This window comes from Streptomyces sp. TG1A-8, assembly GCF_030499535.1.
Taxonomy (GTDB): Bacteria; Actinomycetota; Actinomycetes; order Streptomycetales; family Streptomycetaceae; genus Streptomyces.
The window spans coordinates 2,409,602-2,432,852 of record NZ_JASTLB010000001.1; the positions used below are offsets into that span (position 1 = coordinate 2,409,602).

Annotated in this window: 19 protein-coding genes; 10 read left to right on the forward strand and 9 right to left on the reverse strand. The window is 73.1% G+C overall.

What is annotated here, in order from left to right; all coding sequences use genetic code 11:
- Nucleotides 1–13: 13 nt before the first annotated feature.
- The gene (locus QQY24_RS10065; RefSeq protein WP_301972327.1) at nt 14–1,117 is read left to right on the forward strand and encodes a C40 family peptidase; all 1,104 of its coding nucleotides are present in this window, start codon (nt 14–16) and stop codon (nt 1,115–1,117) included.
- On the opposite strand, the gene QQY24_RS10070 is transcribed toward QQY24_RS10065, so the two are convergent.
- Genes QQY24_RS10070 through QQY24_RS10090 form a run of 5 tightly spaced genes read right to left on the reverse strand, consistent with a single transcriptional unit; the run spans nt 1,104 to nt 6,794 of the window.
- A complete protein-coding gene (locus QQY24_RS10070; protein WP_301972328.1) occupies nt 1,104–2,357 on the reverse strand; it encodes a styrene monooxygenase/indole monooxygenase family protein in 1,254 nt (417 codons plus the stop codon). The two genes, QQY24_RS10065 and QQY24_RS10070, sit on opposite strands and share 14 nt — an antisense overlap.
- Before the next feature lie 25 nt (nt 2,358–2,382).
- The gene (locus QQY24_RS10075) at nt 2,383–3,039 is read right to left on the reverse strand and encodes an ATP/GTP-binding protein (protein ID WP_301972329.1); all 657 of its coding nucleotides are present in this window, start codon (nt 3,037–3,039) and stop codon (nt 2,383–2,385) included.
- Nucleotides 3,020–3,448: a DUF742 domain-containing protein gene (locus QQY24_RS10080; protein ID WP_301972330.1), complete on the reverse strand. Its 429-nt coding sequence runs from the start codon at nt 3,446–3,448 to the stop codon at nt 3,020–3,022. The genes QQY24_RS10075 and QQY24_RS10080 overlap by 20 nt, the downstream gene beginning before the upstream one ends.
- Nucleotides 3,445–3,942: a roadblock/LC7 domain-containing protein gene (locus QQY24_RS10085; protein ID WP_301972331.1), complete on the reverse strand. Its 498-nt coding sequence runs from the start codon at nt 3,940–3,942 to the stop codon at nt 3,445–3,447. The genes QQY24_RS10080 and QQY24_RS10085 overlap by 4 nt, the downstream gene beginning before the upstream one ends.
- Nucleotides 3,939–6,794: a nitrate- and nitrite sensing domain-containing protein gene (locus QQY24_RS10090; RefSeq protein ID WP_301972332.1), complete on the reverse strand. Its 2,856-nt coding sequence runs from the start codon at nt 6,792–6,794 to the stop codon at nt 3,939–3,941. Before QQY24_RS10090 ends, QQY24_RS10085 begins: the two co-directional genes overlap by 4 nt.
- A gap of 384 nt (nt 6,795–7,178) precedes the next feature.
- Between QQY24_RS10090 and QQY24_RS10095 the strand changes: the two genes are divergently transcribed.
- Nucleotides 7,179–7,967, forward strand: coding sequence for a protein phosphatase 2C domain-containing protein (locus QQY24_RS10095; RefSeq protein ID WP_301972333.1), 789 nt, complete (start codon nt 7,179–7,181; stop codon nt 7,965–7,967).
- 22 nt (nt 7,968–7,989) lie between these two features.
- Here QQY24_RS10095 and QQY24_RS10100 read toward each other — a convergent pair whose 3' ends face one another.
- The gene (locus tag QQY24_RS10100; RefSeq protein WP_301976197.1) at nt 7,990–8,481 is read right to left on the reverse strand and encodes a MarR family winged helix-turn-helix transcriptional regulator; all 492 of its coding nucleotides are present in this window, start codon (nt 8,479–8,481) and stop codon (nt 7,990–7,992) included.
- 228 nt (nt 8,482–8,709) lie between these two features.
- Between QQY24_RS10100 and QQY24_RS10105 the strand changes: the two genes are divergently transcribed.
- Complete coding sequence (locus tag QQY24_RS10105) at nt 8,710–9,531, forward strand: lysozyme (protein WP_301972334.1); 822 nt, start codon at nt 8,710–8,712, stop codon at nt 9,529–9,531.
- Nucleotides 9,532–9,653: 122 nt separating this feature from the next.
- Nucleotides 9,654–9,953: a hypothetical protein gene (locus QQY24_RS10110; protein WP_301972335.1), complete on the forward strand. Its 300-nt coding sequence runs from the start codon at nt 9,654–9,656 to the stop codon at nt 9,951–9,953.
- Between the two features lie 185 nt (nt 9,954–10,138).
- Here the strand turns inward: QQY24_RS10110 and lon are convergent, their stop codons facing one another.
- A complete protein-coding gene (gene lon, locus QQY24_RS10115) occupies nt 10,139–12,559 on the reverse strand; it encodes an endopeptidase La (protein WP_301972336.1) in 2,421 nt (806 codons plus the stop codon).
- A gap of 206 nt (nt 12,560–12,765) precedes the next feature.
- Here lon and QQY24_RS10120 point away from each other — a divergent pair, with 206 nt between their 5' ends.
- From QQY24_RS10120 to QQY24_RS10135, 4 genes are all read left to right on the forward strand, one after another.
- Nucleotides 12,766–13,467, forward strand: a complete 702-nt coding sequence (locus tag QQY24_RS10120; RefSeq protein WP_301972337.1) for a spermidine synthase — start codon at nt 12,766–12,768, stop codon at nt 13,465–13,467.
- An 85-nt stretch (nt 13,468–13,552) separates the two neighbouring features.
- Complete coding sequence (locus QQY24_RS10125; RefSeq protein ID WP_301972338.1) at nt 13,553–14,293, forward strand: response regulator transcription factor; 741 nt, start codon at nt 13,553–13,555, stop codon at nt 14,291–14,293.
- Nucleotides 14,290–15,405 (forward strand): ATP-binding protein, encoded by a 1,116-nt coding sequence (locus QQY24_RS10130; protein ID WP_301972339.1) that lies wholly within the window; start codon nt 14,290–14,292, stop codon nt 15,403–15,405. Before QQY24_RS10125 ends, QQY24_RS10130 begins: the two co-directional genes overlap by 4 nt.
- Nucleotides 15,406–15,708: 303 nt before the next feature.
- On the forward strand, nt 15,709–19,512 hold the full coding sequence (locus QQY24_RS10135) for a multifunctional oxoglutarate decarboxylase/oxoglutarate dehydrogenase thiamine pyrophosphate-binding subunit/dihydrolipoyllysine-residue succinyltransferase subunit (protein WP_301972340.1): 3,804 nt from the start codon (nt 15,709–15,711) through the stop codon (nt 19,510–19,512).
- Nucleotides 19,513–19,668: 156 nt separating this feature from the next.
- Here QQY24_RS10135 and QQY24_RS10140 read toward each other — a convergent pair whose 3' ends face one another.
- Complete coding sequence (locus tag QQY24_RS10140) at nt 19,669–19,848, reverse strand: DUF6104 family protein (protein WP_153482227.1); 180 nt, start codon at nt 19,846–19,848, stop codon at nt 19,669–19,671.
- Nucleotides 19,849–20,021: 173 nt separating this feature from the next.
- Here QQY24_RS10140 and QQY24_RS10145 point away from each other — a divergent pair, with 173 nt between their 5' ends.
- Nucleotides 20,022–20,969 carry a hypothetical protein gene (locus QQY24_RS10145; protein WP_301972341.1) on the forward strand — a complete coding sequence of 316 codons (948 nt, stop codon included), beginning with the start codon at nt 20,022–20,024 and terminating at the stop codon, nt 20,967–20,969.
- A gap of 1 nt (nt 20,970) precedes the next feature.
- Nucleotides 20,971–22,041, forward strand: a complete 1,071-nt coding sequence (locus tag QQY24_RS10150; RefSeq protein WP_301972342.1) for a PadR family transcriptional regulator — start codon at nt 20,971–20,973, stop codon at nt 22,039–22,041.
- A gap of 126 nt (nt 22,042–22,167) precedes the next feature.
- On the opposite strand, the gene QQY24_RS10155 is transcribed toward QQY24_RS10150, so the two are convergent.
- The gene (locus tag QQY24_RS10155) at nt 22,168–23,133 is read right to left on the reverse strand and encodes a zinc-binding dehydrogenase (protein ID WP_301972343.1); all 966 of its coding nucleotides are present in this window, start codon (nt 23,131–23,133) and stop codon (nt 22,168–22,170) included.
- Nucleotides 23,134–23,251 lie beyond the last annotated feature (118 nt).

The window sequence follows — 23,251 nt, forward strand, 5'->3', positions numbered from 1 at the left end:
CGGAGGTGATGACGTGTCAGCGAAGCTCCTGCGTCTGGCGTGTACGGCCGCGGTGGCGGCCCAGGCCGTCCTCGCGCCCCTGCCCGCGGTGGCCGCGCCGGACCCGCGGCGGTCCGTCTCCCGGCTGCTGACCGACTTCCAGCGGCTGTACCTGCAGGCCGAGAGGGCGACCGAGACCTACAACGCCGCCGCGGAGCGGCTGGAGCACCAGCGCGCGGTGGTGGTCCGCCTCGACGGCGAACTCGCCCACGCCCGGCTCGTCCTGCGGGACAGCCGCGGCGACGCCGGGCGGCTGGCCCGCGAGCAGTACCAGAACCGCAGCGACCTCTCCCCCTATCTGCGCCTGCTGCTCGCCCGCGACCCGCAGCACGCGCTGGACGAGGGCCACGTCATCGGCCGGCTCGCCCGCGACCGCGCCGAGGCGCTGGACCGGCTGACCGGCTCGGAGAAGCGCAGGGACGCCCTCGCCCGGGCGGCCCGCTCCGCGCTGGACACCCAGCTGACCCTGGTCGGCCGGCAGCGGAAGGCTCGCGACGACGTGCGCGCCCGGCTCGCCGACGTCGAACGGCTGCTCGCCTCCCTCACGCCGGAACAGCGCGGCGAGATGGCGGCGCTGGAGCGCGACGGCGTCGCCGACGCGCAGCGCCGGCTCACGGCCTCGGGGGCCCTCGGCGACGGACGCCCCCCGTCCCGCGGGGGCGACCGCGCGGTCCGCTACGCCATGGAGCAGCTCGGCAAGCCCTACCGGTGGGGCGCCGCCGGGCCGGGGGCGTACGACGGCTCGGGGCTGGCCTTCCGGGCCTGGGAGCAGGCGGGCACCCCGATCCCGCGCACCGGCCGGGAGCAGTGGGCCCGGCTCGGGAAGGTCCCCCTGGACCGGCTCCGCCCCGGCGACCTGATCGTCTACTTCCCCGAGGCCACGCACGTGGCGCTGTACGCGGGAGGCGGCAAGGTCGTCCAGGCGCCGGGGCCGGGCGAGCGGGTCACGCTCGCCCCGATCGCCGGCCACCCGATCCTGGGCGCGGTCCGCCCCGACGCCGCTCCCGCGGCCGCCCCGGGGACGGCGGGCCCGCGGGCGCGGGGAACGGCGCGGCCGCCGGCGGTCAGGCCCCGGTGACCGAGGCCAGGTAGGCGCCCGTCTTCTCCGGGTCGTAGAAGAAGTTCTCGAAGTCGGCCGGGTCGTTGAAGGCATTGGCGAACCGGTCGGCGACCGGCTGCAGCTGGCCCGCCGCCCCGATGAGGTTCAGCACGTGCTCCGGCGGCGGGGCCAGCATCGCGTTCGTCCACTTGGTGACGTGCTGGGCGGTGGCCCAGTACCGGTCGAACGTGGCCCTCATCCACTCCTCGTCGAACGGCTGGTCCCCCCGCTCCAGGATCGACGCCAGGTAGGCGGCCGCGCACTTGGACGCCGAGTTGGAGCCCTGTCCCGTGATCGGGTCGTTGGCGACGACGACGTCGGCCACGCCGAGGACGGCCCCGCCGGAGGGCAGCCGTCCGACCGGGTTGCGCACGGTCGGCGCGTACCGGCCGGCCAGCGTGCCGCCGGCGTCGGTCAGCTCGGCCTTGGTGGCCCGCGCGTACTCCCAGGGCGTGAACCTCTCCATGAGTTCCAGGGTCAGGGAGAGGTGTTCGGCCGGGTTCTTGACGCCCTGGAAGACGTCGAGCGGGCCGCCGGGTATGCCCTCCCAGAACAGGATGTCGGCGCGGCCGGAGAGGGTCAGCGTCGGCATGACGAACAGCTCGCCGACCCCGGGCACCAGGTTGCAGCGGACCGCGTCGAACTCCGGGTGCTCGGGGCGGGGGCCCAGGCCGTGCACGTACGCCACCGCGAGGGCGCGCTGCGGCGCGCTGTACGGGGAGCGCTCGGGGTCGCGGGCGAACATGGACACCAGCTCGCCCTTGCCGGCCGCGACCAGGACGAGGTCGTAGGCGCGGGAGAAGTAGTCGAGGTCGCCGACCGCCGCGCCGTGGATGACGAGCTGGCCGCCGCGCTGCGCGAAGGTCTCCATCCAGCCGGCCATCTTCACCCGCTGGTCGACCGACTGCGCGTACCCGTCGAGCCGGCCGACCCAGTCGATCGCGCGCTGCGTGGGGCCCGGGTCGTGCGAGCCGGGCGCCGCGACCGAGACGCCGAGCCCTTCGATCTTCGGGGCCTGGGACTCCCAGAAGTTCAGCTGCAGATCGCGCTCGTGCTGCAGTGCCGTGTGGAACATGCACTGCGTCGACATGACCCGGCCGGAGCGGATCTCGTCCGCGGTCCGGTTCGACATCAGGGTGACCTCGTAGCCGTTCGACTGCAGGCCGAGGGCGATCTGGAGGCCGGACTGGCCGGCTCCGACGACGAGTATCTTCCGCATGCGGGTGGTGGCTCCTCAGTTCCGACTACTCGGGGGTTTCATCGAGCGCGTGGCCCACCAGGGCCAGCAGGGTCTCGATCACCGAGATCCGGCGCCGCGCATCCATGATCATGACAGGGATGTGCGCGGGGATCGTCAGGGCCTCCCTCACGTCCTCCGGGTCGAACACCTGGGCGTCGTCGAAGTGGTTGACCGCGACGACGTAGGGCAGACCACAGCTCTCGAAGTAGTCCAGCGCCGGGAAGCAGTCCTTGAGCCGGCGGGTGTCGGCCAGCACGACGGCGCCGATCGCGCCGCGCACCAGGTCGTCCCACATGAACCAGAACCGCTGCTGGCCCGGCGTGCCGAACAGGTAGAGCACCAGGTCGTCGTCGAGCGTGATGCGGCCGAAGTCCATGGCCACCGTGGTGGTCAGCTTGTCCGGGGTGGCGCTCAGGTCGTCGGTGCCCTCGCTCGCCTCGGTCATCAGCGCCTCGGTCTGCAACGGCGTGATCTCCGAGACGGCCGTGACCAGCGTGGTCTTGCCGACGCCGAAACCGCCCGCCACCACGATCTTCGTGGCGACGGGAGCCCGGTCGCGGTCCGTCTGCCAGGCCTTCAGGTCCTCGTCGGGCCCGGCGAAACCGGCGACGAGCGGGGTGCCCCCGGCGGAGGCGGTGGCGTCAGAGACGGCGGAGTCCACTCAGCACCCTTTCCAGCAGAGCGCGGTCCGGACGGCCGGTGCCGTGACCGGTTCCGGTGCCGTACACACGGATCTTTCCCTGGTCCGCGAGGTCGCTCAGGAGAACGCGGACCACGCCGAGCGGCATCTTCAGCAGCGCGGCGATCTCGGCCACCGTGCGCATGCGGCGGCACAGCTCGACGATGGCCCGCATCTCCGGCATGACCCGGGTGGTGAGGGAGCCGTTCGTCAGTTCCCTGCGTTCCTCGGCGGCTTCGAGGGCCTCGGCGCCGGCCGTGCTCCCCACGATGGTCTCCACCAGGAGCACGTGGCCGAAGCGGGTGCGGCCGCCGGTGAGCGAGTAGGGGCGCACGCGGGCGGGTTTTCGCTCGCCGCCGCGCACGGGGAGCTTCTCCGCCGGCTCGCTCATCGGCCGCCCCCCGTCGACTCTGCCTCCAGGGACTTGCGCAGCTCGGTGCGCAGCTCGGGGGTCAGCACGTGCCCGGCGCGGCCGACGAAGAGGGCCATGTGGTACGCCACCACGCTCATGTCGCACTCGGCGGAGCCGTGCACGCCGAGCAGCGAACCGTCGCTGATCGACATGACGAACAGGCTGCCCTCGTCCATCGCGACCATCGTGTGCTTGACCTTGCCGAACTCCATCAGCTTGGCGGCGCCCAGGGTGAGGCTGCCGATGCCGGAGACGAGCGTCGCGAGGTCGGCGGCGGAGCCGCGGGGGCCCTTGGCCGTGCGGGCCTCGCGGGACCTGGCGGTCTGGTCGGGATCGGAGGACAGCAGGAGCAGGCCGTCGGAGGAGACGACCGCGACGGACTGGATGCCGGGTACCTCCTCGACCAGGTTGGTCAGCAGCCAGTGCAGGTTGCGGGCTTCACTGCTCAGTCCGTAGGTACTGGGCGCGGTCAACTGCTTGCCTCCTCGGCTGTGCCCCCCGTGGCTTCTCCGGTGTGTGACGCGATCTCCGCTTCCACGTCCCGGTAACCGGCCTGGGCTCCCTTGCGGAAGCCGCCGAGCCTGCGGCGGAGGGCTTCCGCGTCCACGGAGCTGGTGCGCTGACGCGGGGTGTGGTCGGGTGCGGTAATCCTGGGGGTGCGCTTGGGAAGGCCCTTGCTGGTGACCGCCTCGGCCTCGCCTTCGGGGTCTTCGCCCGCCTGCGCACCACCCGTGCGGCTTTCGCCGTCGGATGCGGACGGTCCCCCCGGTACCCCTCCGCCGCCGACGGCCGCGCGGTCCGGGTGCGCCGCCGCCGGTTCCCCGGGCGGGGTGTCCGGGAGCAGGAGTTCCATCGTCGTCTCGGCGAAGGCCTCCAGCGGCTCCTTCGGGCGGGCCGGGGTGTGCGCCGTGTCCGGTGCGGTCTCGTCGGCCCGCACGTGTGCCTCGGCGGAGCCGGGCTCCGGCTCCGGTTCCCGGGTCCCCGGCCCGGTGTCCGTGTCCTGGCCCGCCCGCGGCGCGGTTTCCCGCGGCTCGGCCCGCTCCGCCTCGCGGACGGCCTTCTCCGCCAGCGTCACCAGCGGGTCGGTGCCGGTGTCCTTCGCACGGCCGTGCAGGACGTTGGAGTTGGCCTCGGCGTCGGCGCCGGGCAGGGAGAAGGTCTGGGTGGCCTCCGGGACCCCGGCCGGGGCGGGGGCCGTCGCCGCGGGGGCGTCGACGAGGAGGGAGCCGGGCAGGACGACGACCGCGGCCGTCCCGCCCTGCTTCTGCTCGCGCAACTGGACGCGGACGCCGTGCCGGTGGGCGAGGCGGGCCACGACGTACAGGCCGAGGCCGAGACCGTCCTCGCCCTCCTGGTCGTACGGCGACTCCGGCTCGAACTCGGCGAGGCGGGAGTTGAGGCGGTCCAGGCGGTCGCCGGTCATGCCGATGCCCTCGTCCTGGACGGAGAGCATGACCTCGCCGGACTCCAGCAGCCAGCCGGAGACCTCGACGGGCAGGTCCGGCGGGGAGAACGCGGTGGCGTTCTCCAGGAGTTCGGCGAGCAGGTGGGACAGGTCGTCGGCGGCGAAGCCGGCCACGTGGGCGTGCGGGGGCAGGGCCGCGATGCGGACGCGTTCGTAGCGTTCGATCTCGCTGACCGCCGCGCGGACCACGTCGACCAGTGGGACCGGGCCCGGGTGCTGCTGGACGTGCTCGGTGCCGGCCAGCACGAGGAGGTTCTCGCTGTGACGGCGCATGACCGTGGCGAAGTGGTCGAGCTTGAAGAGGGTCGACAGGCGGTCGGGGTCCTGCTCGCGCTCCTCCAGGCCCTCGATGACGGCGAGCTGGCGTTCGACCAGGCCCAGGGTGCGCAGGGCGAGGTTGACGAAGGTGGAGCCGATGCTGGTGCGCAGCCGCTCCAGCTGGGCGGCCGAGTCGGCCAGTTCGGCGCGCAGTTCCTCGCGGGCGTCGGCCATCCGCTGGCGCTGGCCGACCAGGTGCTTGCGGTCGGTCTCCAGGGTGCTCACGCGCTCGTGCAGGGCGACGGCGTGCGCGTGCAGGGCGTTGACGGACCGGACGACCTGGGCGAACTCGTCGTTGCGGCCGGTGAAGGCGATCGGCTCCTGGGCCGTGGGGTCCTCGGCCCCGGCCAGGCGCGCCGAGCCCCGGCGCAGCACCGACAGCGGCCGGGTCAGGGTGCGGGCCATGGCGGTGGCGATGCCCACGGCGACCAGCATCAGGGCGCCGAGGGCGGCGATCCGGATCTCCAGGGCGGTGACCTCGTCGTCCCGGAACCGGGCGAGGTCCTTGGTGCGGTGGTCGTACAGCGCGGACTCGGCTCCCCGCATCAGCTCGACGCGGGCGGACAGGGCCGCGTCCAGCTTCTTGGCGCTGGTCGCCAGGTCGTCGTCGGAGAGGACCGGCTGGTCGGTGAGGGCCGCGAGGTACTTGTCGGCGGAGTTCACCTCGGGACCGGTGACCGTCGAGTCGTAGGACTCCACGGCCGCCTTGGGGGCCGTCCCGCGGAAGTCGGCGAGGCTCGCGTCGGCGCGCAGGCGGGCCTGCTGGGCGGCGGCGGTCAGGGCGTCGCGCTGCTTGCGGTCGGCCTCGTCGGCCGCGGTGGTCGTGGTGGCCAGGCCGGTCAGCGGGTTGATCTCGGTCCGGGCGCTGGAGGGGATGCCCAGCGCGGCCAGCAGCAGGCCGCGGGCGGCGGCGGACTGCTGGACGGCGGTGTCCAGTTCGGCGAGCGCGTGGGCGCCGGAGTCGGTCCGCGAGGGAGCCCGGCCCCAGCCCCGGCTGCGCTCGGCCGCGGGCGCCGCCACGGCGAGGTCCTCGGCCAGCCGGTGCAGCTCGGTGATGGTCGCCGAGTACGCCTGGTGGGTCTGCAGCGCGTTCGTCCTGCCGGTGAGGGCGGCACGGCGGACGGCGGCGATGTCGTCGAGGTCGCCGCGCAGCCAGGACGGGGTACCGGTGTCGGCGCGCAGGTCCTCGACCTGGCGGTCGACGCGGGCGCTGCGCTGCTCGGAGGGCGCCTCGGACCTGGGGCGGCCGGCCGCGATGTAGGCGGTGACCTCGTCGCGCTCGTCCGCGAGGGAGTGGGCGAGCGCGAGCGCGTCCTGGGTGCGCGCGGCCAGGGTGACCAGGTTTTGCGCGTCGCTGACGTCCGCCGAGGCGGTGAGGAGCGCGGGCGCTCCTGCCGCGGCGATGGCCGCGGCCACCACGGCCACGGCGACGATCAGCCGGGTGCGCACGTGGGTGGGACGGCCATTGCCCACCGGGGTCTGCTCGGCGTCCCCCTCGGGGGCCGTCTGCCTGCCTGTGCGCCGAGGCCGCTTCATCTGCACCGGTGCTCGCATTCCTGAACTCGTCTACCCAAGGGGCCGGGTGGCGCCCCGTCGTCTCGGTGCCAAGTGGTGCGTACACCCGGTTCGTACGGTTCCCGACCCTCCCAGCGCCGGTGGGCAGTGGTCCCGCATCACCTGACCCGCCACCCGAAGGAGTGAACATCGGAGGGGAGTTGGCGGGCAAGTTCCCCCGGCGCGTGCCACGGCCGTGCGCAGCGGGCCGGTTGGACGCGCGCGGCAGGCTTTGGCAGTATTCGCCGCCACACCTTCCCGGAGCGTGCCATTTACCTCCAAATCAGGCGCCTGACCTGCGGGGCAGCGTCGATTCGGCGTTTCTTGGCGGCCTTTGGCGACGAGTGTGAAGGGCTCGTGCAGACTGGCCGAATGCGTACTGATCTCGTCTCGGAACCCGGTGACGCGGCACGCCCCAACGAGGACTTCGCCGGGGTCGGGCTACCCGCCTCCGGACAGGGCGGTTGCGTGATCTTGCTGGACGGAGTGACGCCCCCGCGGGACGGGGCGGGGTGTCTGCATTCCGTCCCCTGGTTCACGGCGCGGCTCGGTGGCGCGCTGACCGAACTGACCCTTTCCGGCCGGGATCTGGGGCTCCCGGAGATCCTCGCGCGGGCGATCGCCCGAACCGCCGACGCGCATTTAAACCTCTGTGAGCTTTCTCACCCGCGCACCCCGCAGGCGACCGTCGTCCTGGTCCGCTGGTCCGCCGAGACCCTGGAGTACCTGGTGCTGTCCGACTCGGCGCTGCTCCTGCGGTCCCCCGACGGCACGGTCACGCCGGTCCTGGACGACCGCCTCGCCCGGCTGCCCCGGTCCGCCCTGGCCACGGACGCCCTGGTCGACGCCACCCTGCGCAACAAGGAGGACGGCTTCTTCACCGCCGCCGCCGATCCCTCGGTGGCGGCCCGCGCGGTCACCGGCACCCTCGCGCGGCACGAGGTGGGCGCGCTGGTCGCGCTGACGGACGGCGCGGCCCGCTGGACGCAGACGTTCCGCGAGGGCGACTGGACGGCCCTGTTCGACGTGGTCGCCAAGGAGGGCGCCCGCTCCCTGGTCGAGCGGGTGCGCGAACGGGAGGCGGCGGACCGGCGGGAGCGGGTGTTCCTGGGCCGCGGCAAGACGCACGACGACGCGACGGTGGTGTACGTGGAGCTGTAGGGCCGCCTGCCGGCGGACGGGCTCACTTCGCCATGACAGCGTTCAGCTGGTGCAGCAGGCGTGCCAGTTCGGCGACCTCCCGGCGGTCCCAGTGGGCGAGCTGGCTGACGTAGCGGGCGCGGCGGGCCTCGCGGACCTTGCCGACCCGGCCGCGGCCCTCGTCGGTCAGGGTCACCAGCCAGGCGCGGCCGTCGGCCGGGTCGGGCTGGCGGGTGACCAGGCCCAGCTCCTCCAGGGCGCGCAGCTGACGGGACATGGTGGCCTTGCCGACGCCGACGTAGGCGGCGAGTTCGGTGGCGCGCTGGCCGCCCAGTTCGTCGAGGCGGACGAGCAGGCCGTAGGCGGAGGACTCCAGGTCGGGGTGGACCTCGCGGGCCATCTCGCCCTGGTTGGCCCGGGCCCGTCTGAGCAGTACGGTCAACTCGCGTTCCAGCGCCAGGAATTCCTGGTCCGCACCATGCGGCGCCAGCGGGCCGGTGCCGCCCCGCCCGTCGCCGTTCCCGTCCTCGCGCACGTCGGTACCCCTGATCGGTTTCGCGGTCCTGAAAGTTTTCGTCACACGCCCACGTTGCCGCAGCTCGCCCAGTATTTCGCAGGCGTAGACCAACGGCGGGCTCCGGACCCCCTTCCCAGGCCCGGGTCTACGTGCGTAGCGTCTTCGGCGGACCATGAATGGCATGCCCACGCCATTAGGTCAGCGGTCACCTCGCGGTCCCCCCACTCCCCCCCCGGAGGACACGTCATGCGCGTGCACAGACCCGGTTCCCCCCACCCCCGCACCCTCGCCGTCCTCGCCACGGCCCTGCTCACCGCGCTCTGTCTCGCCCTGCCCCTCACCCGCGCCGAGGCCGCCGCCCCCGCCCGCGGCTCGGCGTCCATGGGCGCGGGCGTCCTCGCCCACGACGGCCGGAGCGGCACCCCCAAGAGCGCCGACGCCACCCAGACCGAGGGCGTCGACGTCTCCGGCCACCAGGGCGACGTCGCCTGGTCCACGCTGTGGAACAGCGGGGTGCGCTGGGCGTACACGAAGGCCACGGAAGGCACGTACTACACCAACCCGTACTTCGCCCAGCAGTACAACGGCTCCTACAACGTCGGCATGATCCGCGGCGCCTACCACTTCGCCACCCCGGACACCACCAGCGGCGCCACCCAGGCCAACTACTTCGCCGACCACGGCGGCGGCTGGTCCCGCGACGGCAGGACGCTGCCCGGCGTGCTCGACATCGAGTGGAACCCGTACGGCGCCGCCTGCTACGGCAAGACGGCCGCCGGGATGGTCAGCTGGATCGCCGACTTCCTGAACACCTACAAGGCGCGCACCGGCCGCGACGCCGTGATCTACACGGCCACCAGCTGGTGGACCCAGTGCACCGGCAACTACGGCGGCTTCGCCGCGACCAACCCGCTGTGGATCGCCCGCTACGCCTCCGACCCGGGGACGCTGCCGGCGGGATGGGGTTACTACACGATCTGGCAGTACACCTCCTCCGGCCCCACCGTCGGCGACCACGACAAGTTCAACGGGGCCCTGGACCGCGTCCAGGCCCTGGCCAACGGCTGATCCCCCGCTGCGTGCGCGGCGGCCGTCCCCCGGGCGGCCGCCGTCCCGCGCTGCGTTGGTGCCCCACGCCGCCCCGGGCGGTGCCGGTCGGGGCCTGCCGGGCAAGGGCGGGATGAGCGGCGGTGGAGCGACAGTCGACGTACGTGGCCGTGGCCACGGCCACCATCGACGAGCGGGACGTCGTGACCGGCTGGAGCGAAGGTGTCCGGCGGCTGCTCGGCCACGAACGCCCCCGGTGGTCGTCGGCCGGCCCGCCCGCGCGCTGCTCGCCGGCGACGCGGCGGCCCGGCGGGCCCCGACCGGGCGGAACCGGTGGAACGGCACCGTCCCGCCGCGCCACCTGGACGGCACACGGCTGGAAGCGGGCCCGCTCGTCCACCGCCGGACCCCGGACACCGGCGGCGCCGAACGGCTGGTGGTGAGCGCCGCCCGGCCCGGCCCCGGCCGCCCGGGGCGTCCCGCCGGAGGAGCGGGCGTCCCCGCGGTGCCCTTTCCCGCCGGCGGTCCTCCCGCGGCCCTGCCCCGGCCGGCCGGTCCCCGTGCGCGAAGACGGCGACGGCCCGGGCCTCCCTCACGGGGCCCGGGCCACGCCTCCCCGCGGCGTCCGTCACGCCGCCACGGGAACCTCCGGCGCCGCACCGCTCGTGGCGGGCGCGAGCGCCAGCTCCAGGACCTGGCGGACGTCGGTCACGGCGTGGACGTCGAGCCCGTCCAGCACCTCGGCCGGGACGTCGTCCAGGTCGGGCTCGTTGCGCTTGGGGATGATCACGGTGGTCACCCCGGCGCGGTGCGCGGCGAGCAGCTTCTGCTTCACGCCGCCGATGGGCAGCACCCGGCCGGTCAGCGAGACCTCTCCGGTCATCGCCACGTCCGTGCGCACCAGGCGGCCGGAGAGCAGGGACGCCAGGGCCGTGGTCATCGTGATGCCCGCGCTCGGGCCGTCCTTGGGCACGGCGCCCGCCGGGAAGTGGATGTGCACGCCCCGGTCCTTCAGGTCGGCCACCGGCAGCTCCAGCTCGGCGCCGTGGCTGCGCAGGAAGCTCAGCGCGATCTGCGCGGACTCCTTCATCACGTCGCCCAGCTGGCCGGTCAGGGTCAGGCCCGCCGCGCCCGTCTCCGGGTCGGCGAGGGACGCCTCGACGAAGAGCACGTCGCCGCCGGCCCCGGTGACCGCGAGGCCGGTCGCCACGCCGGGGACGGCCGTACGGCGCTCGGCCGGGTCCTGGGCGGACTCGGGCACGTGGTGCGGACGTCCGATCAGATCGCGCAGGTCCTCGTCACGGACGGTGGACGGCAGTTCCCGCTCGCCCAGTTCGTGCTGGGCCGCGACCTTGCGCAGCAGCCGGGCGATGGACCGCTCCAGGGTGCGCACGCCCGCCTCGCGGGTGTACTCGCCGGCGAGCCTGCGCAGCGCGCCCTCGTCGATCGTGACCTCGTCCGCGGTCAGGCCGGCCCGCTCCAGCTGGCGCGGGAGCAGGTGGTCACGGGCGATGACGATCTTCTCGTCCTCGGTGTAGCCGTCCAGGCGGACGATCTCCATGCGGTCCGCGAGCGCCTCCGGGACGGCCTCCAGGACGTTGGCCGTGGCCAGGAAGACGACGTCGGACAGGTCCAGCTCGACCTCCAGGTAGTGGTCCCGGAAGGTGTGGTTCTGGGCCGGGTCCAGGACCTCCAGCAGGGCCGCCGCGGGATCGCCGCGGAAGTCCGACCCCACCTTGTCGATCTCGTCGAGCAGCACGACCGGGTTCATGGAGCCGGCCTCCTTGATGGCGCGCACGATCCGGCCGGGCAGCGCGCCGACGTAGGTGCGCCGGTGGCCGCGGATCTCGGCCTCGTCCCGCACGCCGCCGAGGGCGACCCGGACGAAGGCGCGCCCCATGGCGTGCGCGACGGACTCGCCGAGGCTGGTCTTGCCGACACCGGGCGGGCCGACGAGCGCGAGCACGGCACCGCCGCGCCGCCCGCCGATCACCCCTAGGCCGCGCTCGCCGCGCCGCTTGCGCACGGCCAGGTACTCGGTGATGCGCTCCTTCACGTCCTCCAGGCCGGCGTGCTCGGCGTCGAGCACGGCCTTGGCGCCCTGGATGTCGTAGGCGTCCTCGGTCCGCTCGTTCCACGGCATCTCCAGGACGGTGTCGAGCCAGGTGCGGATCCAGGAGCCCTCCGGGGACTGCTCGCTGGCCCGCTCCAGCTTGTCGACCTCCTTCAGCGCGGCCTCGCGGACCTTCTCCGGCAGGTCGGCGGCCTCCACGCGGGCGCGGTAGTCGTCGGACTCCTCGCCCTCCTTCTCGCCGTTCAGCTCGCGCAGCTCCTTGCGGACGGCTTCGAGCTGGCGGCGCAGCAGGAACTCCCGCTGCTGCTTGTCGACGCCCTCCTGGACGTCCTTGGCGATGGTCTCGGCCACGTCCTGCTCGGCGAGGTGGTCGCGGAGGTGCTGGGTGGCGAGCCGGAGGCGGGCCACCGGGTCGGCGGTCTCCAGCAGCTCGACCTTCTGCTCGGTGGTGAGGAAGGGCGAGTAGCCGGAGTTGTCGGCGAGCGCGGAGACGTCGTCGATGGCCTGGACGCGGTCCACGACCTGCCAGGCGCCGCGCTTCTTCAGCCAGCTGGTGGCCAGCGCCTTGTACTCCTTGACGAGCTCCGCCACCTGGCCCGGCAGCGGATCGGGCACGTCCTCCTCCAGGCGGACGCCCTCGACCCACAGCGCCGCGCCCGGCCCGGTGGTGCCCGCGCCGATCCGCACCCGGCTCCGGCCGCGGATCAGGGCCCCCGGGTCGCCGTCGGCCAGCCGGCCGACCTGCTCGACGGTGCCCAGCACACCGGTCCTGGCGTACGTGCCGTCGATGCGCGGCACCAGCAGGACCCTGGGCTTGCCGGGCTCCGACCGGGCGGCGGCCTGCGCGGCCTCCACCGCGGCGCGCACCTCGGCGTCGCTCAGGTCCAGCGGAACCACCATCCCGGGCAGCACGGCCTCGTCATCGAGCGGCAGCACGGGCAGGACGAGCGTGAACGCTGTGGACTCAGCAGCCATGATCTCCCCTTAGGCAGTCAACTTGAGCTATGCCGACTCAATGTTCACGAGCCCGGGAATGTTCCCCCAGCCCTGTTCGCTCTCAGCGATCACCCGCGGGCGGCCGTTCCGGTCCGGCCGACAGGCACCGGCCCGCCCCCTCCACAACCCCGTGCGCCCTCCGTAATTCCCGTGAACGCCGGACCCCGTTCGAGCAGGATGGGCACATGACTGCCACGCCCGACATCCCCGTGGTCCTGGACCGCCGAGAAGGCCCGTACGGCGAGGTGGTGCTGCGCAGGCACGGCACCCTGCTGCAGATCATCGCCAACGGCTGCTTCCTGATGGACACCTCCGACGGCCGCTCGGAGCGGCTGCTGGTCGACGCCGCGTACGGCGCCCTGGACGGGCGCCCGGCGCCGGACGTGCTGATCGGGGGACTCGGCGTGGGCTTCTCGCTCGCGCACGCGGCCGCCGGCCGCCGCTGGGGGCGGATCGTGGTCGTGGAGCGGGAGCCCGCCGTCATCGGCTGGCACCGGGACGGCCCCCTGTCCGGACTGTCCGCCGCCGCCCTCGCCGACCCGCGCACCGAGATCGTCGAAGCCGATCTCGTGAGGTACCTCGACGAGACGCCGGACACGTTCGACGCGCTGTGCCTCGACATCGACAACGGACCCGGCTGGACCGTCACCGAGGACAACGGCGGCCTCTACTCGCCCACCGGACTGGCCGCCTGCGCGCGGGTGTTGCGGCCCGGCGGCGTGCTCGCGGTGTGGTCGGCGCAGCCCTCACCGGAATTCGAAGGAACCTTGCGGAATGCCGGGTTCCGTCAGGTGCGTACCGAAGAGGTGCCCGTTGCCCGGGGCGTTCCGGACGCCGTGCACCTCGCCGTCCGACCTGGATGGCGACGGCGCGGCGTGTCCCCGTAATGTGCTGCCCTGACGCCGATCATTCAAGCGTCAATCGCAGTCATGGGATCACCCCACGGGTTCCGGAAAGCAACAGGGGCGGGCGATGGAGCAGACACACACCTCCCAGACCGGTGCGGCGGCGACCACCCAGGGCGCACAGCGCCGGGTACTGGTCGTCGAGGACGATCCCACGATCGTCGACGCCATCGCGGCCCGGTTGCGCGCCGAGGGGTTCCTGGTGCAGACCGCGGCCGACGGACCCGCCGCGGTCGACACGGCCGAGGCCTGGCAGCCCGACCTGCTGATCCTGGACGTCATGCTGCCCGGCTTCGACGGCCTGGAGGTCTGCCGGCGCGTGCAGGCCCAGCGCCCGGTGCCGGTGCTGATGCTCACCGCGCGCGACGACGAGACCGACATGCTGGTCGGGCTCGGGGTCGGCGCCGACGACTACATGACCAAGCCGTTCTCGATGCGCGAGCTGGCCGCGCGCGTGCACGTCCTGCTGCGCCGGGTCGAGCGCGCGGCGTTGGCCGCGGCCACGCCCCGCTCGGGCATCCTGCGCCTGGGCGAGCTGGAGATCGACCACGCGCAGCGCCGGGTGCGGGTGAGGGCGGAGGACGTCCACCTGACGCCCACCGAGTTCGACCTGCTGGTGTGCCTGGCGAACACCCCACGCGCGGTGCTCTCCCGGGAGCAGTTGCTGGCCGAGGTGTGGGACTGGGCGGACGCCTCCGGGACCCGCACGGTCGACAGCCACATCAAGGCGCTGCGCCGCAAGATCGGCGCGGAGCGCATCCGCACGGTGCACGGCGTCGGCTACGCGCTGGAGACGCCGACCCCATGAGGGACGGGCGGCAAGTCGCGCACAGGAGCCCCGGGGAGGAGGAGCCCTGGGGCGGCGTGCGCCCGTTCTCGATCAAGACCAAGCTGGGCGCGCTGGTCGTCATCTCGGTGCTGATCACCACCGGTCTGTCGATGATCGCGGTGCACACCAAGACGGAACTGCGCTTCATCACGGTCTTCTCGATGGTCGCCACGCTGCTGATCACGCAGTTCGTGGCGCACTCGCTCACCGCGCCGCTGGACGAGATGAACGCGGTGGCCCGCTCCATCTCGCGCGGCGACTACACGCGCCGGGTGAGCGAGAGCCGCCGTGACGAGCTGGGCGACCTGTCCGAGACGATCAACGTCATGGCCGACGAGCTGGAGGCCCAGGACCGGCAGCGCAAGGAACTGGTGGCGAACGTCTCGCACGAGCTGCGCACCCCGATCGCGGGTCTGCGCGCGGTGCTGGAGAACATCGTCGACGGGGTCACCGAGGCGGACCCCGAGACCATGCGCACGGCCCTGAAGCAGACCGAGCGGCTGGGCCGGCTGGTGGAGACGCTGCTGGACCTCTCCCGCCTGGACAACGGGGTCATACCGCTGAAACTGCGGCGCTTCGAGGTGTGGCCGTACCTGTCGGGGGTGCTGAAGGAGGCCAACATGGTCGCCTCGGTGCGCGCGGGCATCGCCTCCGGTTCCGGCAGCCACACCCGGACGGACGTCCACCTGCACCTCGACGTCTCGCCCCCGGAGCTGACCGCGCACGCGGACCCCGAGCGCATCCACCAGGTCGTCGCCAACCTGATCGACAACGCGGTCAAGCACAGTCCGCCGCACGGCCGGGTGACGGTGAAGGCGCGGCGCGGACCGCAGCCGGAGTCACTGGAGCTGGAGATACTGGACGAGGGGCCGGGCATCCCGAGGTCGGAGTGGCACCGGGTGTTCGAGCGGTTCAACCGGGGCGTGGTGTCCCGGCCGCACGGCCCGGGCAGCGACGGCGGCACGGGGCTCGGGCTGGCCATCGCCCGGTGGGCCGTCGACCTCCACGGCGGCCGGATCGGTGTGGCCGAATCCGACCGGGGCTGCAGGATCATCGTCACCCTTCCGGGGCTCTCCTCCGTGACGGGTTGACGTACAGTGCGAATCGGAAGCCCAAGATCCGCCAGACGTTCGCCCAGCCGGGCACGTGTGATCAGGGACGGGCCCGCGCCCCGCGGCGAGTGACGGCGGGGCGGGCCCCGGTCGGCGCGCCCTTCCGTTCGCTCCCGCCTGCGGAACTACGCTTGTTTCCCGCCATATCAAGCCCTGAAACACAGTTTCCGATGTGACTTACACGACGATGAACGGGCCCGACCTGACCTTCCCCCTCTTGGAGGCGTAGCCTTTATTTCCGCTGTCCATCACCTTGTGAAGCGGAAGAGGGCGGTTGCCGCCGTGTCGCCACAGTCCCCCAGTAACTCGAGCATCTCGACCGACGACCAAGCCGGGAAGAACCCCGCTGCCGCGTTCGGTCCCAACGAGTGGCTCGTCGACGAGATCTATCAGCAGTACCTCCAGGACCCGAATTCGGTAGACCGCGCCTGGTGGGACTTCTTCGCCGACTACAAGCCGGGAGCTCCCGCCGCGGTCGCGGGGGCCGCGGAGGCGGCCCCCGCCGCCCCGGCCCAGCCCGCGGCTCAAGCCGCCGCCCCGGCCCAGGCCGCTGCGCCGGCCCGGCCCGCGCAGGCTCCGGCGCCCGCGAAGCCCGCCGCCGCTCCCGCGGCCCCCGCCGCCCCCGCGGCGCAGGCCCCCGCCCCGGCCGGGCCGGCGCAGCCCGCGCAGGCGCCCGCCCGGCCCACGGCCGGGGCGGCCCCCGCCGCCGAGGCCCCCGAGGGGCCGGAGTACGTGACGCTGCGCGGTCCGTCGGCGGCCGTCGCGAAGAACATGAACGCCTCCCTGGAGCTGCCGACCGCCACCTCGGTCCGCGCCGTCCCGGTGAAGCTGCTGTTCGACAACCGGATCGTCATCAACAACCACCTGAAGCGCGCGCGGGGCGGGAAGATCTCCTTCACGCACCTCATCGGCTTCGCGATGGTCCAGGCCATCAAGGCCATGCCGTCGATGAACTGGTCGTACGGCGAGAAGGACGGCAAGCCGACCCTGGTCAGGCCGCCGCACGTGAACCTCGGCCTGGCCATCGACCTGGTCAAGCCCAACGGCGACCGCCAGCTCGTCGTGGCCGCCATCAAGAAGGCCGAGACGCTGAACTTCTTCGAGTTCTGGCAGGCCTACGAGGACATCGTCCGCCGCGCCCGCGACGGCAAGCTGACGATGGACGACTTCACCGGCGTCACCGTCTCCCTGACCAACCCCGGCGGCCTGGGCACCGTGCACTCCGTGCCGCGCCTGATGCCCGGCCAGTCGGTGATCATGGGCGTCGGCTCCATGGACTACCCGGCGGAGTTCCAGGGCACCAGCCAGGACACCCTGAACAAGCTCGGCGTCTCGAAGGTCATGACGCTCACGTCGACCTACGACCACCGGGTGATCCAGGGCGCCGCCTCCGGCGAGTTCCTGCGCCAGGTGGCGAACCTGCTGCTGGGCGAGAACGACTTCTACGACGACATCTTCGAGGCGCTGCGCATCCCCTACGAGCCGGTCCGCTGGCTCAAGGACATCGACGCCTCCCACGACGACGACGTCACGAAGGCCGCCCGCGTCTTCGAGCTGATCCACTCCTACCGGGTCCGCGGCCACGTCATGGCCGACACCGACCCGCTGGAGTACCAGCAGCGCAAGCACCCCGACCTGGACATCACCGAGCACGGCCTCACCCTGTGGGACCTGGAGCGCGAGTTCGCCGTCGGCGGCTTCGCCGGCAAGTCGATGATGAAGCTGCGCGACATCCTCGGCGTGCTGCGCGACTCGTACTGCCGCACCACCGGCATCGAGTTCATGCACATCCAGGACCCCAAGCAGCGCAAGTGGATCCAGGACCGGGTGGAGCGCCCGCACTCCAAGCCGGAGCGCGAGGAGCAGCTGCGCATCCTGCGCCGGCTGAACGCCGCGGAGGCCTTCGAGACCTTCCTGCAGACGAAGTACGTCGGCCAGAAGCGCTTCTCCCTGGAGGGCGGCGAGTCCGTCATCCCGCTGCTGGACGCGGTGCTGGACTCCGCCGCCGAGTCGCGCCTGGACGAGGTCGTCGTCGGCATGGCCCACCGCGGCCGGCTGAACGTCCTCGCCAACATCGTCGGCAAGTCGTACGCGCAGATCTTCCGCGAGTTCGAGGGCAACCTCGACCCGAAGTCGATGCACGGCTCCGGCGACGTGAAGTACCACCTGGGCGCCGAGGGCACCTTCACCGGCCTGGACGGCGAGCAGATCAAGGTCTCGCTCGTGGCCAACCCCTCGCACCTGGAGGCGGTCGACCCGGTCCTGGAGGGCGTCGCCCGCGCCAAGCAGGACATCATCAACAAGGGCGGCACGGACTTCACCGTCCTGCCGGTGGCGATCCACGGGGACGCGGCCTTCGCCGGCCAGGGCGTGGTGGCCGAGACCCTGAACATGTCGCAGCTGCGCGGCTACCGCACCGGTGGCACCGTCCACATCGTCATCAACAACCAGGTCGGCTTCACCGCGGCCCCCGAGTCCTCGCGTTCCTCCATGTACGCGACGGACGTGGCCCGCATGATCGAGGCCCCGATCTTCCACGTGAACGGCGACGACCCCGAGGCCGTCGTCCGCGTCGCGCGGCTCGCCTTCGAGTTCCGCCAGGCGTTCAACAAGGACGTGGTGATCGACCTCATCTGCTACCGCCGCCGCGGCCACAACGAGTCGGACAACCCGGCCTTCACCCAGCCGCTGATGTACGACCTGATCGACAAGAAGCGCTCGGTGCGCAAGCTGTACACCGAGTCCCTGATCGGTCGCGGCGACATCACCCTGGAAGAGGCCGAGCAGGCGCTGCAGGACTACCAGGGCCAGCTGGAGAAGGTCTTCACCGAGGTCCGCGAGGCCACCTCGCAGCCCGCCCCCGGTGACGCCCAGGCACCGCAGGACGGCTTCCCGGTCGCGGTCCCGACCGCGGTCTCCACGGAGGTCGTCAAGCGGATCGCCGAGTCCCAGGTCAACATCCCCGACCACATCACCGTGCACCCGCGCCTGCTGCCGCAGCTGCAGCGCCGCGCGGCGATGGTCGAGGACGGCACGATCGACTGGGGCATGGGCGAGACCCTGGCCGTCGGTTCGCTGCTGCTGGAGGGCGTCCCGGTCCGCCTGGCCGGCCAGGACTCCCAGCGCGGCACCTTCGGCCAGCGCCACGCGGTCCTCATCGACCGCAGCACCGGCGAGGAGTACACGCCGCTGCAGTACCTCTCCGAGGACCAGGCGCGCCTGAACGTCTACAACTCCCTGCTCTCCGAGTACGCGGCGATGGGCTTCGAGTACGGCTACTCGCTGGCCCGCCCCGACGCGCTGGTGATGTGGGAGGCCCAGTTCGGCGACTTCGTCAACGGTGCCCAGACGGTCGTGGACGAGTTCATCTCGTCGGCGGAGCAGAAGTGGAACCAGACCTCCGGCGTCACCCTGCTCCTCCCGCACGGTTACGAGGGCCAGGGCCCGGACCACTCCTCGGCCCGCCCGGAGCGCTTCCTGCAGCTGTGCGCGCAGAACAACATGACGGTCGCGATGCCCACGCTCCCGTCGAACTACTTCCACCTCCTGCGGTGGCAGGTGCACAACCCGCACCACAAGCCGCTGGTCGTCTTCACCCCGAAGTCGATGCTGCGCCTGAAGGCGGCGGCCTCGAAGGCGGAGGAGTTCACGAACGGGCAGTTCCGCCCGGTCATCGGCGACGCGTCGGCCGACCCGGCCGCGGTCCGCAGGGTCGTCTTCTGCGCGGGCAAGGTCTACTACGACCTGGAGGCCGAGCGGCAGAAGCGCGGCGCCACGGACACCGCGATCATCCGCATCGAGCGGCTGTACCCGCTGCCGGGCGCCGAGCTGCAGGCGGAGATCGCCAAGTACCCGAACGCCGAGAAGTACCTGTGGGCGCAGGAGGAGCCGGCGAACCAGGGTGCCTGGCCGTTCATCGCGCTCAACCTGATCGACCACCTGGACCTGGCGGTCGGCGCGGACATCCCGGCCGGCGAGCGGCTGCGGCGCATCTCGCGCCCGCACTCCTCGTCCCCGGCGGTGGGTTCGGCCAAGCGCCACCAGGCCGAGCAGGAGCAGCTGGTGCGTGAGGTGTTCGAGGTCTGAGGACCCGGGCCGGCACGGCACGGCACGCGCGAGGGCCCGGCCCCGAGTCCGCACGGACCCGGGGCCGGGCCCTCCTGCACGCGGTGGGCGGGTCCGCCCGTCCCGCTCCTCCCGGTCGTCCCCCTCGCCCTGGTCCTCCTGCCGGCCCGGCCGGCCCTACTCGTCGTCCTCGTCGTCGAGCCGGGCGAGCCAGGTGGCCAGCCGTTCGACGGGCACCTCGAAGTCCGGGTTGAGGTCCACGAACGCGCGCAGCTGCTCGGCAAGCCACTCGAAGGTGACCTCCTCCTCGCCGCGCCGCTTCTCCAGCTCCTCGATCCCGCGGTCGGTGAAGTACATGGGCTGCCTCTCGTGCGTCTGCGTCCGGGCCGGTACGGGGTTCGGGAACAGCCTATGCAGTGGGCGGCGGTGCCCACGAACGGGTGCCTTGACTTCCCGAGGGCACGATATATCGTGTTTCACAGGAGACGCGATATGGCGCGTCATGAGCGTGTCCGGCCGAGGAGGTCCCCATGTCCGAGTGGTCCGTCGCCGAACCCCGGAAGCTGGCGTTCGACACCCCCGTGCGGGACCTGCACGTCCGCATCGTCGACGGAACGGTGAACGTGGTGGGCACCGACGGGGGTTCCGCCCGCCTGGAGATCGCGGACGTCGAGGGCCCGCCCCTGAGCGTGACGCACCACGACGGCACGCTCACGGTGGCCTACGACGACCTGCCCTGGAAGGGCTTCCTGAACTGGCTCGACCGCAGGGGCCGGCGGCGCAGCGCCGTCGTCTCCCTCGCCGTCCCGGCCGGCACCCGCGTCGAGGTGGGCGTGGTCGGCGCCGGTGCGGTGGTCTCCGGCATCGGCGGCGGCTGCGTCGTCAAGGGCGTCACCGGTGACACCACGCTCGTCGGCCTCGCCGGACCGGTCCGTGCGGACACCGTGTCGGGCAGTCTGGAGGCCCAGGCCGTCACGGGCGACCTGCGGTTCCACTCGGTCTCGGGCGATCTGACCGTCGTGGCGGGCTCGGGTCCCGTCGTGCGCGCGGAGTCCGTCAGCGGCTCCATGATCCTCGACCTGGACCCGGACGGCCCGACCGACGTCCGGCTGACCAGCGTCACCGGTGAGATCGCCATCCGCCTGCCGCACCCGGCGGACGCCGAAGTGGAGGCCAACACCGCGAGCGGCACGATCTCCCACGCCTTCGACGGCCTGCGCGTGCACGGCCAGTGGGGCGCCCACAAGGTCACCGGCCGCCTCGGCGCCGGCAACGGCAGGCTCAGGGCCACCACGGTCTCCGGCTCCATCGCCCTGCTGCGCCGCCCACCGGCACCGGACGAGGAGGGCCCGGCCGGACGGTCACCCGGTCCGGCGGCCGGCCCGCGGACCGCCCCGGGGGATCAATCCGTCTCCGGCCGGGACTCCGGTGCCGCCCAGGCCCCGGCCGACGGCACGACCGACAAGAAGGTGCTCTGACATGCCTCCCGTCTTCGCCCACGGCCGCCTGCGGCTCTACCTGCTCAAGCTGCTCGACGAGGCCCCGCGCCACGGCTACGAGGTGATCCGGCTCCTGGAGGAGCGTTTCCAGGGGCTGTACGCCCCCTCGGCGGGCACGGTCTACCCGCGCCTGGCCAAGCTGGAGGCCGAGGGCCTGGTCACCCACACCACCGAGGGCGGCCGCAAGGTGTACGCCATCACCGACGCCGGCCGGGCCGAGCTGGCGGACCGCAGCGGTGAACTGGCCGACCTGGAGCTGGAGATCCGCGAGTCGGTCGCGGAACTCGCCGCCGAGATCAGGGCCGACGTGCGCGGCGCCGCCGGCGATCTGCGGCGCGAGGTCCGCGCGGCCGCCTCCGAGGCCCGGCGGGGCGGCCCGGCGGGCGGCGGGACGGGCTTGCCGGAGGACGGCGGCCCCGGTGACAAGGAGGCCTGGCGGGCCGCCAAGGAGGAGATGCGCCGGGTCAAGCAGGAGTGGAAGGAACAGGCCCGCCGCGCCAAGGACGAGAGCCGCCGGGCCCGCGAGGAGGCCCAGCGGGCCCGGCGCCAGGCCCAGGAGGCGCAGGCGCGGGCACGGGCCCAGGCGCAGGAGGAGATGCAGCGCATCGCCCACCGGGTCCAGGAGCGGGTGCAGGACCACTTCACCCGGGGCGACTGGCCGACGGGCATGCGCGAGGGTCTCAGCGAGCTGGCCAGGGAGCTGGGCGAGTTCGGCAAGGACCACGGGAAGGAGTTCGGCCGGGAGTGGGGCTTCGGCCGCACCGCCGAGGGCACCGGTACCCGCCCGCACACGTCCGCCCCCGCGGCCGGGCCCGAGTACTCCGCCACTGCGGAGGACTTCCCGGCCGGGTTCGCGCCGTCCTGGGCCCACGAGGAGAGCACCGGCGACCCGGCCCGCGACCTGGACCGCCTCCTCGACCGCTTCCGCGACGACATCCGCGACGCGGCACGCGACCACGGCGTCACCGCCGACCAGCTCCGCGACGCCCGCGGTCACCTGTCCACGGCGGCGGCCCGCATCGGCGCGATACTCCGCGGCCCGAAGGTCTGACGGACGGCGGGCCCGGCCGCCCCGCCCGCACGGCGCGCCCCCCGGACCGGCCCGGGGGGCGCGGTGCCGGGCGGGAGGCGGCCCCGCGCGCTTCCGGACGGGAGGCGGCCGCGTCGCCGCCCCGCCTCAGCCGTTCGTCAGCACGATCTTGCCGAAGTGCTCGCCGGACGCGAGGCGCTCGAAGCCCTCGCGGGCCCGGTCGAGGGGCAGCCCCTCGTCGATGACGGGGCGCACACCGGTCGCGGCGCAGAAGGCGAGCAGGTCCTCCAGCTCCTCCTTGGTGCCCATGGTGGAGCCGACGACCTTCAGCTCCAGGAAGAAGATCCGGGTCAGCTCGGCGTGCGAGGGCCGGTCACCGCTGGTGGCGCCGGAGATGACGACGGTGCCACCGGGCCGCAGGGACTTCACCGAGTGGGACCAGGTGGCGGCGCCCACGGTCTCGATGACGGCGTCCACCCGCTGGGGCAGCCGGGCCCCCGGCTCCACCGCCTCCACCGCTCCCAGCTCCAGGGCCCGCCTGCGCTTGGCCTCGTCCCGGCTGGTGGCGAAGACGCGCAGGCCGGCCGCCTTGCCGAGCACGATCGCGGCCGTGGCGACACCGCCGCCCGCGCCCTGGACGAGGACCGAGTCGCCGGGGCGCACCCCGGCGTTGGTGAACAGCATCCGGTACGCCGTCAGCCAGGCGGTCGGCAGGCAGGCGGCCTCGGCGAAGGACAGTTCCCGGGGCTTGGGCAGGATGTTCCAGGTGGGCACGGCGACCTGCTCGGCGAAGGTGCCCTGGTAGCGCTCGGTGAGGATGGAGCGGGGCTCGTCGGGGCCGACGCCGTGGCCGGTCTGCCCGATGACGGAGTGCAGGACGACCTCGTTGCCGTCCTGGTCGATTCCGGCGGCGTCGCAGCCGAGGATCATCGGCAGCCGTTCCTCCGGCAGTCCGACGCCCCGCAGGGACCAGAGATCGTGGTGGTTGAGGGAGGCGGCCCGCATGGTGACGGTGCTCCAGCCGGGTCGGGCCCCGGGAGCCGGACGTTCCCCCGACTCAAGGCCGGTGAGCGGCTGGTCGCGGTCGATTCGGGCGGCGTAGACAGCGAACATGCGCTTGACGATAGGTCCGCCGCACGGCCGACGGAACCAGGGGGGTCTGTGACACATGCCCTCTTGCGCGGGGGCGTCCGTGCGGCGCAGCCGGACACCGGAGGGCCTGGAGGACGTC

What these genes read in the sequence shown, in the direction of transcription:
- QQY24_RS10095 (WP_301972333.1), top strand. Translation starts at nt 7,179, where the DNA reads ATGCGTACTGATCTCGTCTCGGAACCCGGTGACGCGGCACGCCCCAAC.
- QQY24_RS10070 (WP_301972328.1), bottom strand. Translation starts at nt 2,357, where the DNA reads ATGCGGAAGATACTCGTCGTCGGAGCCGGCCAGTCCGGCCTCCAGATC.
- QQY24_RS10125 (WP_301972338.1), top strand. Translation starts at nt 13,553, where the DNA reads ATGGAGCAGACACACACCTCCCAGACCGGTGCGGCGGCGACCACCCAG.
- QQY24_RS10140 (WP_153482227.1), bottom strand. Translation starts at nt 19,848, where the DNA reads ATGTACTTCACCGACCGCGGGATCGAGGAGCTGGAGAAGCGGCGCGGC.
- QQY24_RS10145 (WP_301972341.1), top strand. Translation starts at nt 20,022, where the DNA reads ATGTCCGAGTGGTCCGTCGCCGAACCCCGGAAGCTGGCGTTCGACACC.
- lon (WP_301972336.1), bottom strand. Translation starts at nt 12,559, where the DNA reads ATGGCTGCTGAGTCCACAGCGTTCACGCTCGTCCTGCCCGTGCTGCCG.
- QQY24_RS10150 (WP_301972342.1), top strand. Translation starts at nt 20,971, where the DNA reads ATGCCTCCCGTCTTCGCCCACGGCCGCCTGCGGCTCTACCTGCTCAAG.
- QQY24_RS10080 (WP_301972330.1), bottom strand. Translation starts at nt 3,448, where the DNA reads ATGAGCGAGCCGGCGGAGAAGCTCCCCGTGCGCGGCGGCGAGCGAAAA.
- QQY24_RS10155 (WP_301972343.1), bottom strand. Translation starts at nt 23,133, where the DNA reads ATGTTCGCTGTCTACGCCGCCCGAATCGACCGCGACCAGCCGCTCACC.
- QQY24_RS10130 (WP_301972339.1), top strand. Translation starts at nt 14,290, where the DNA reads ATGAGGGACGGGCGGCAAGTCGCGCACAGGAGCCCCGGGGAGGAGGAG.
- QQY24_RS10120 (WP_301972337.1), top strand. Translation starts at nt 12,766, where the DNA reads ATGACTGCCACGCCCGACATCCCCGTGGTCCTGGACCGCCGAGAAGGC.
- QQY24_RS10105 (WP_301972334.1), top strand. Translation starts at nt 8,710, where the DNA reads ATGCGCGTGCACAGACCCGGTTCCCCCCACCCCCGCACCCTCGCCGTC.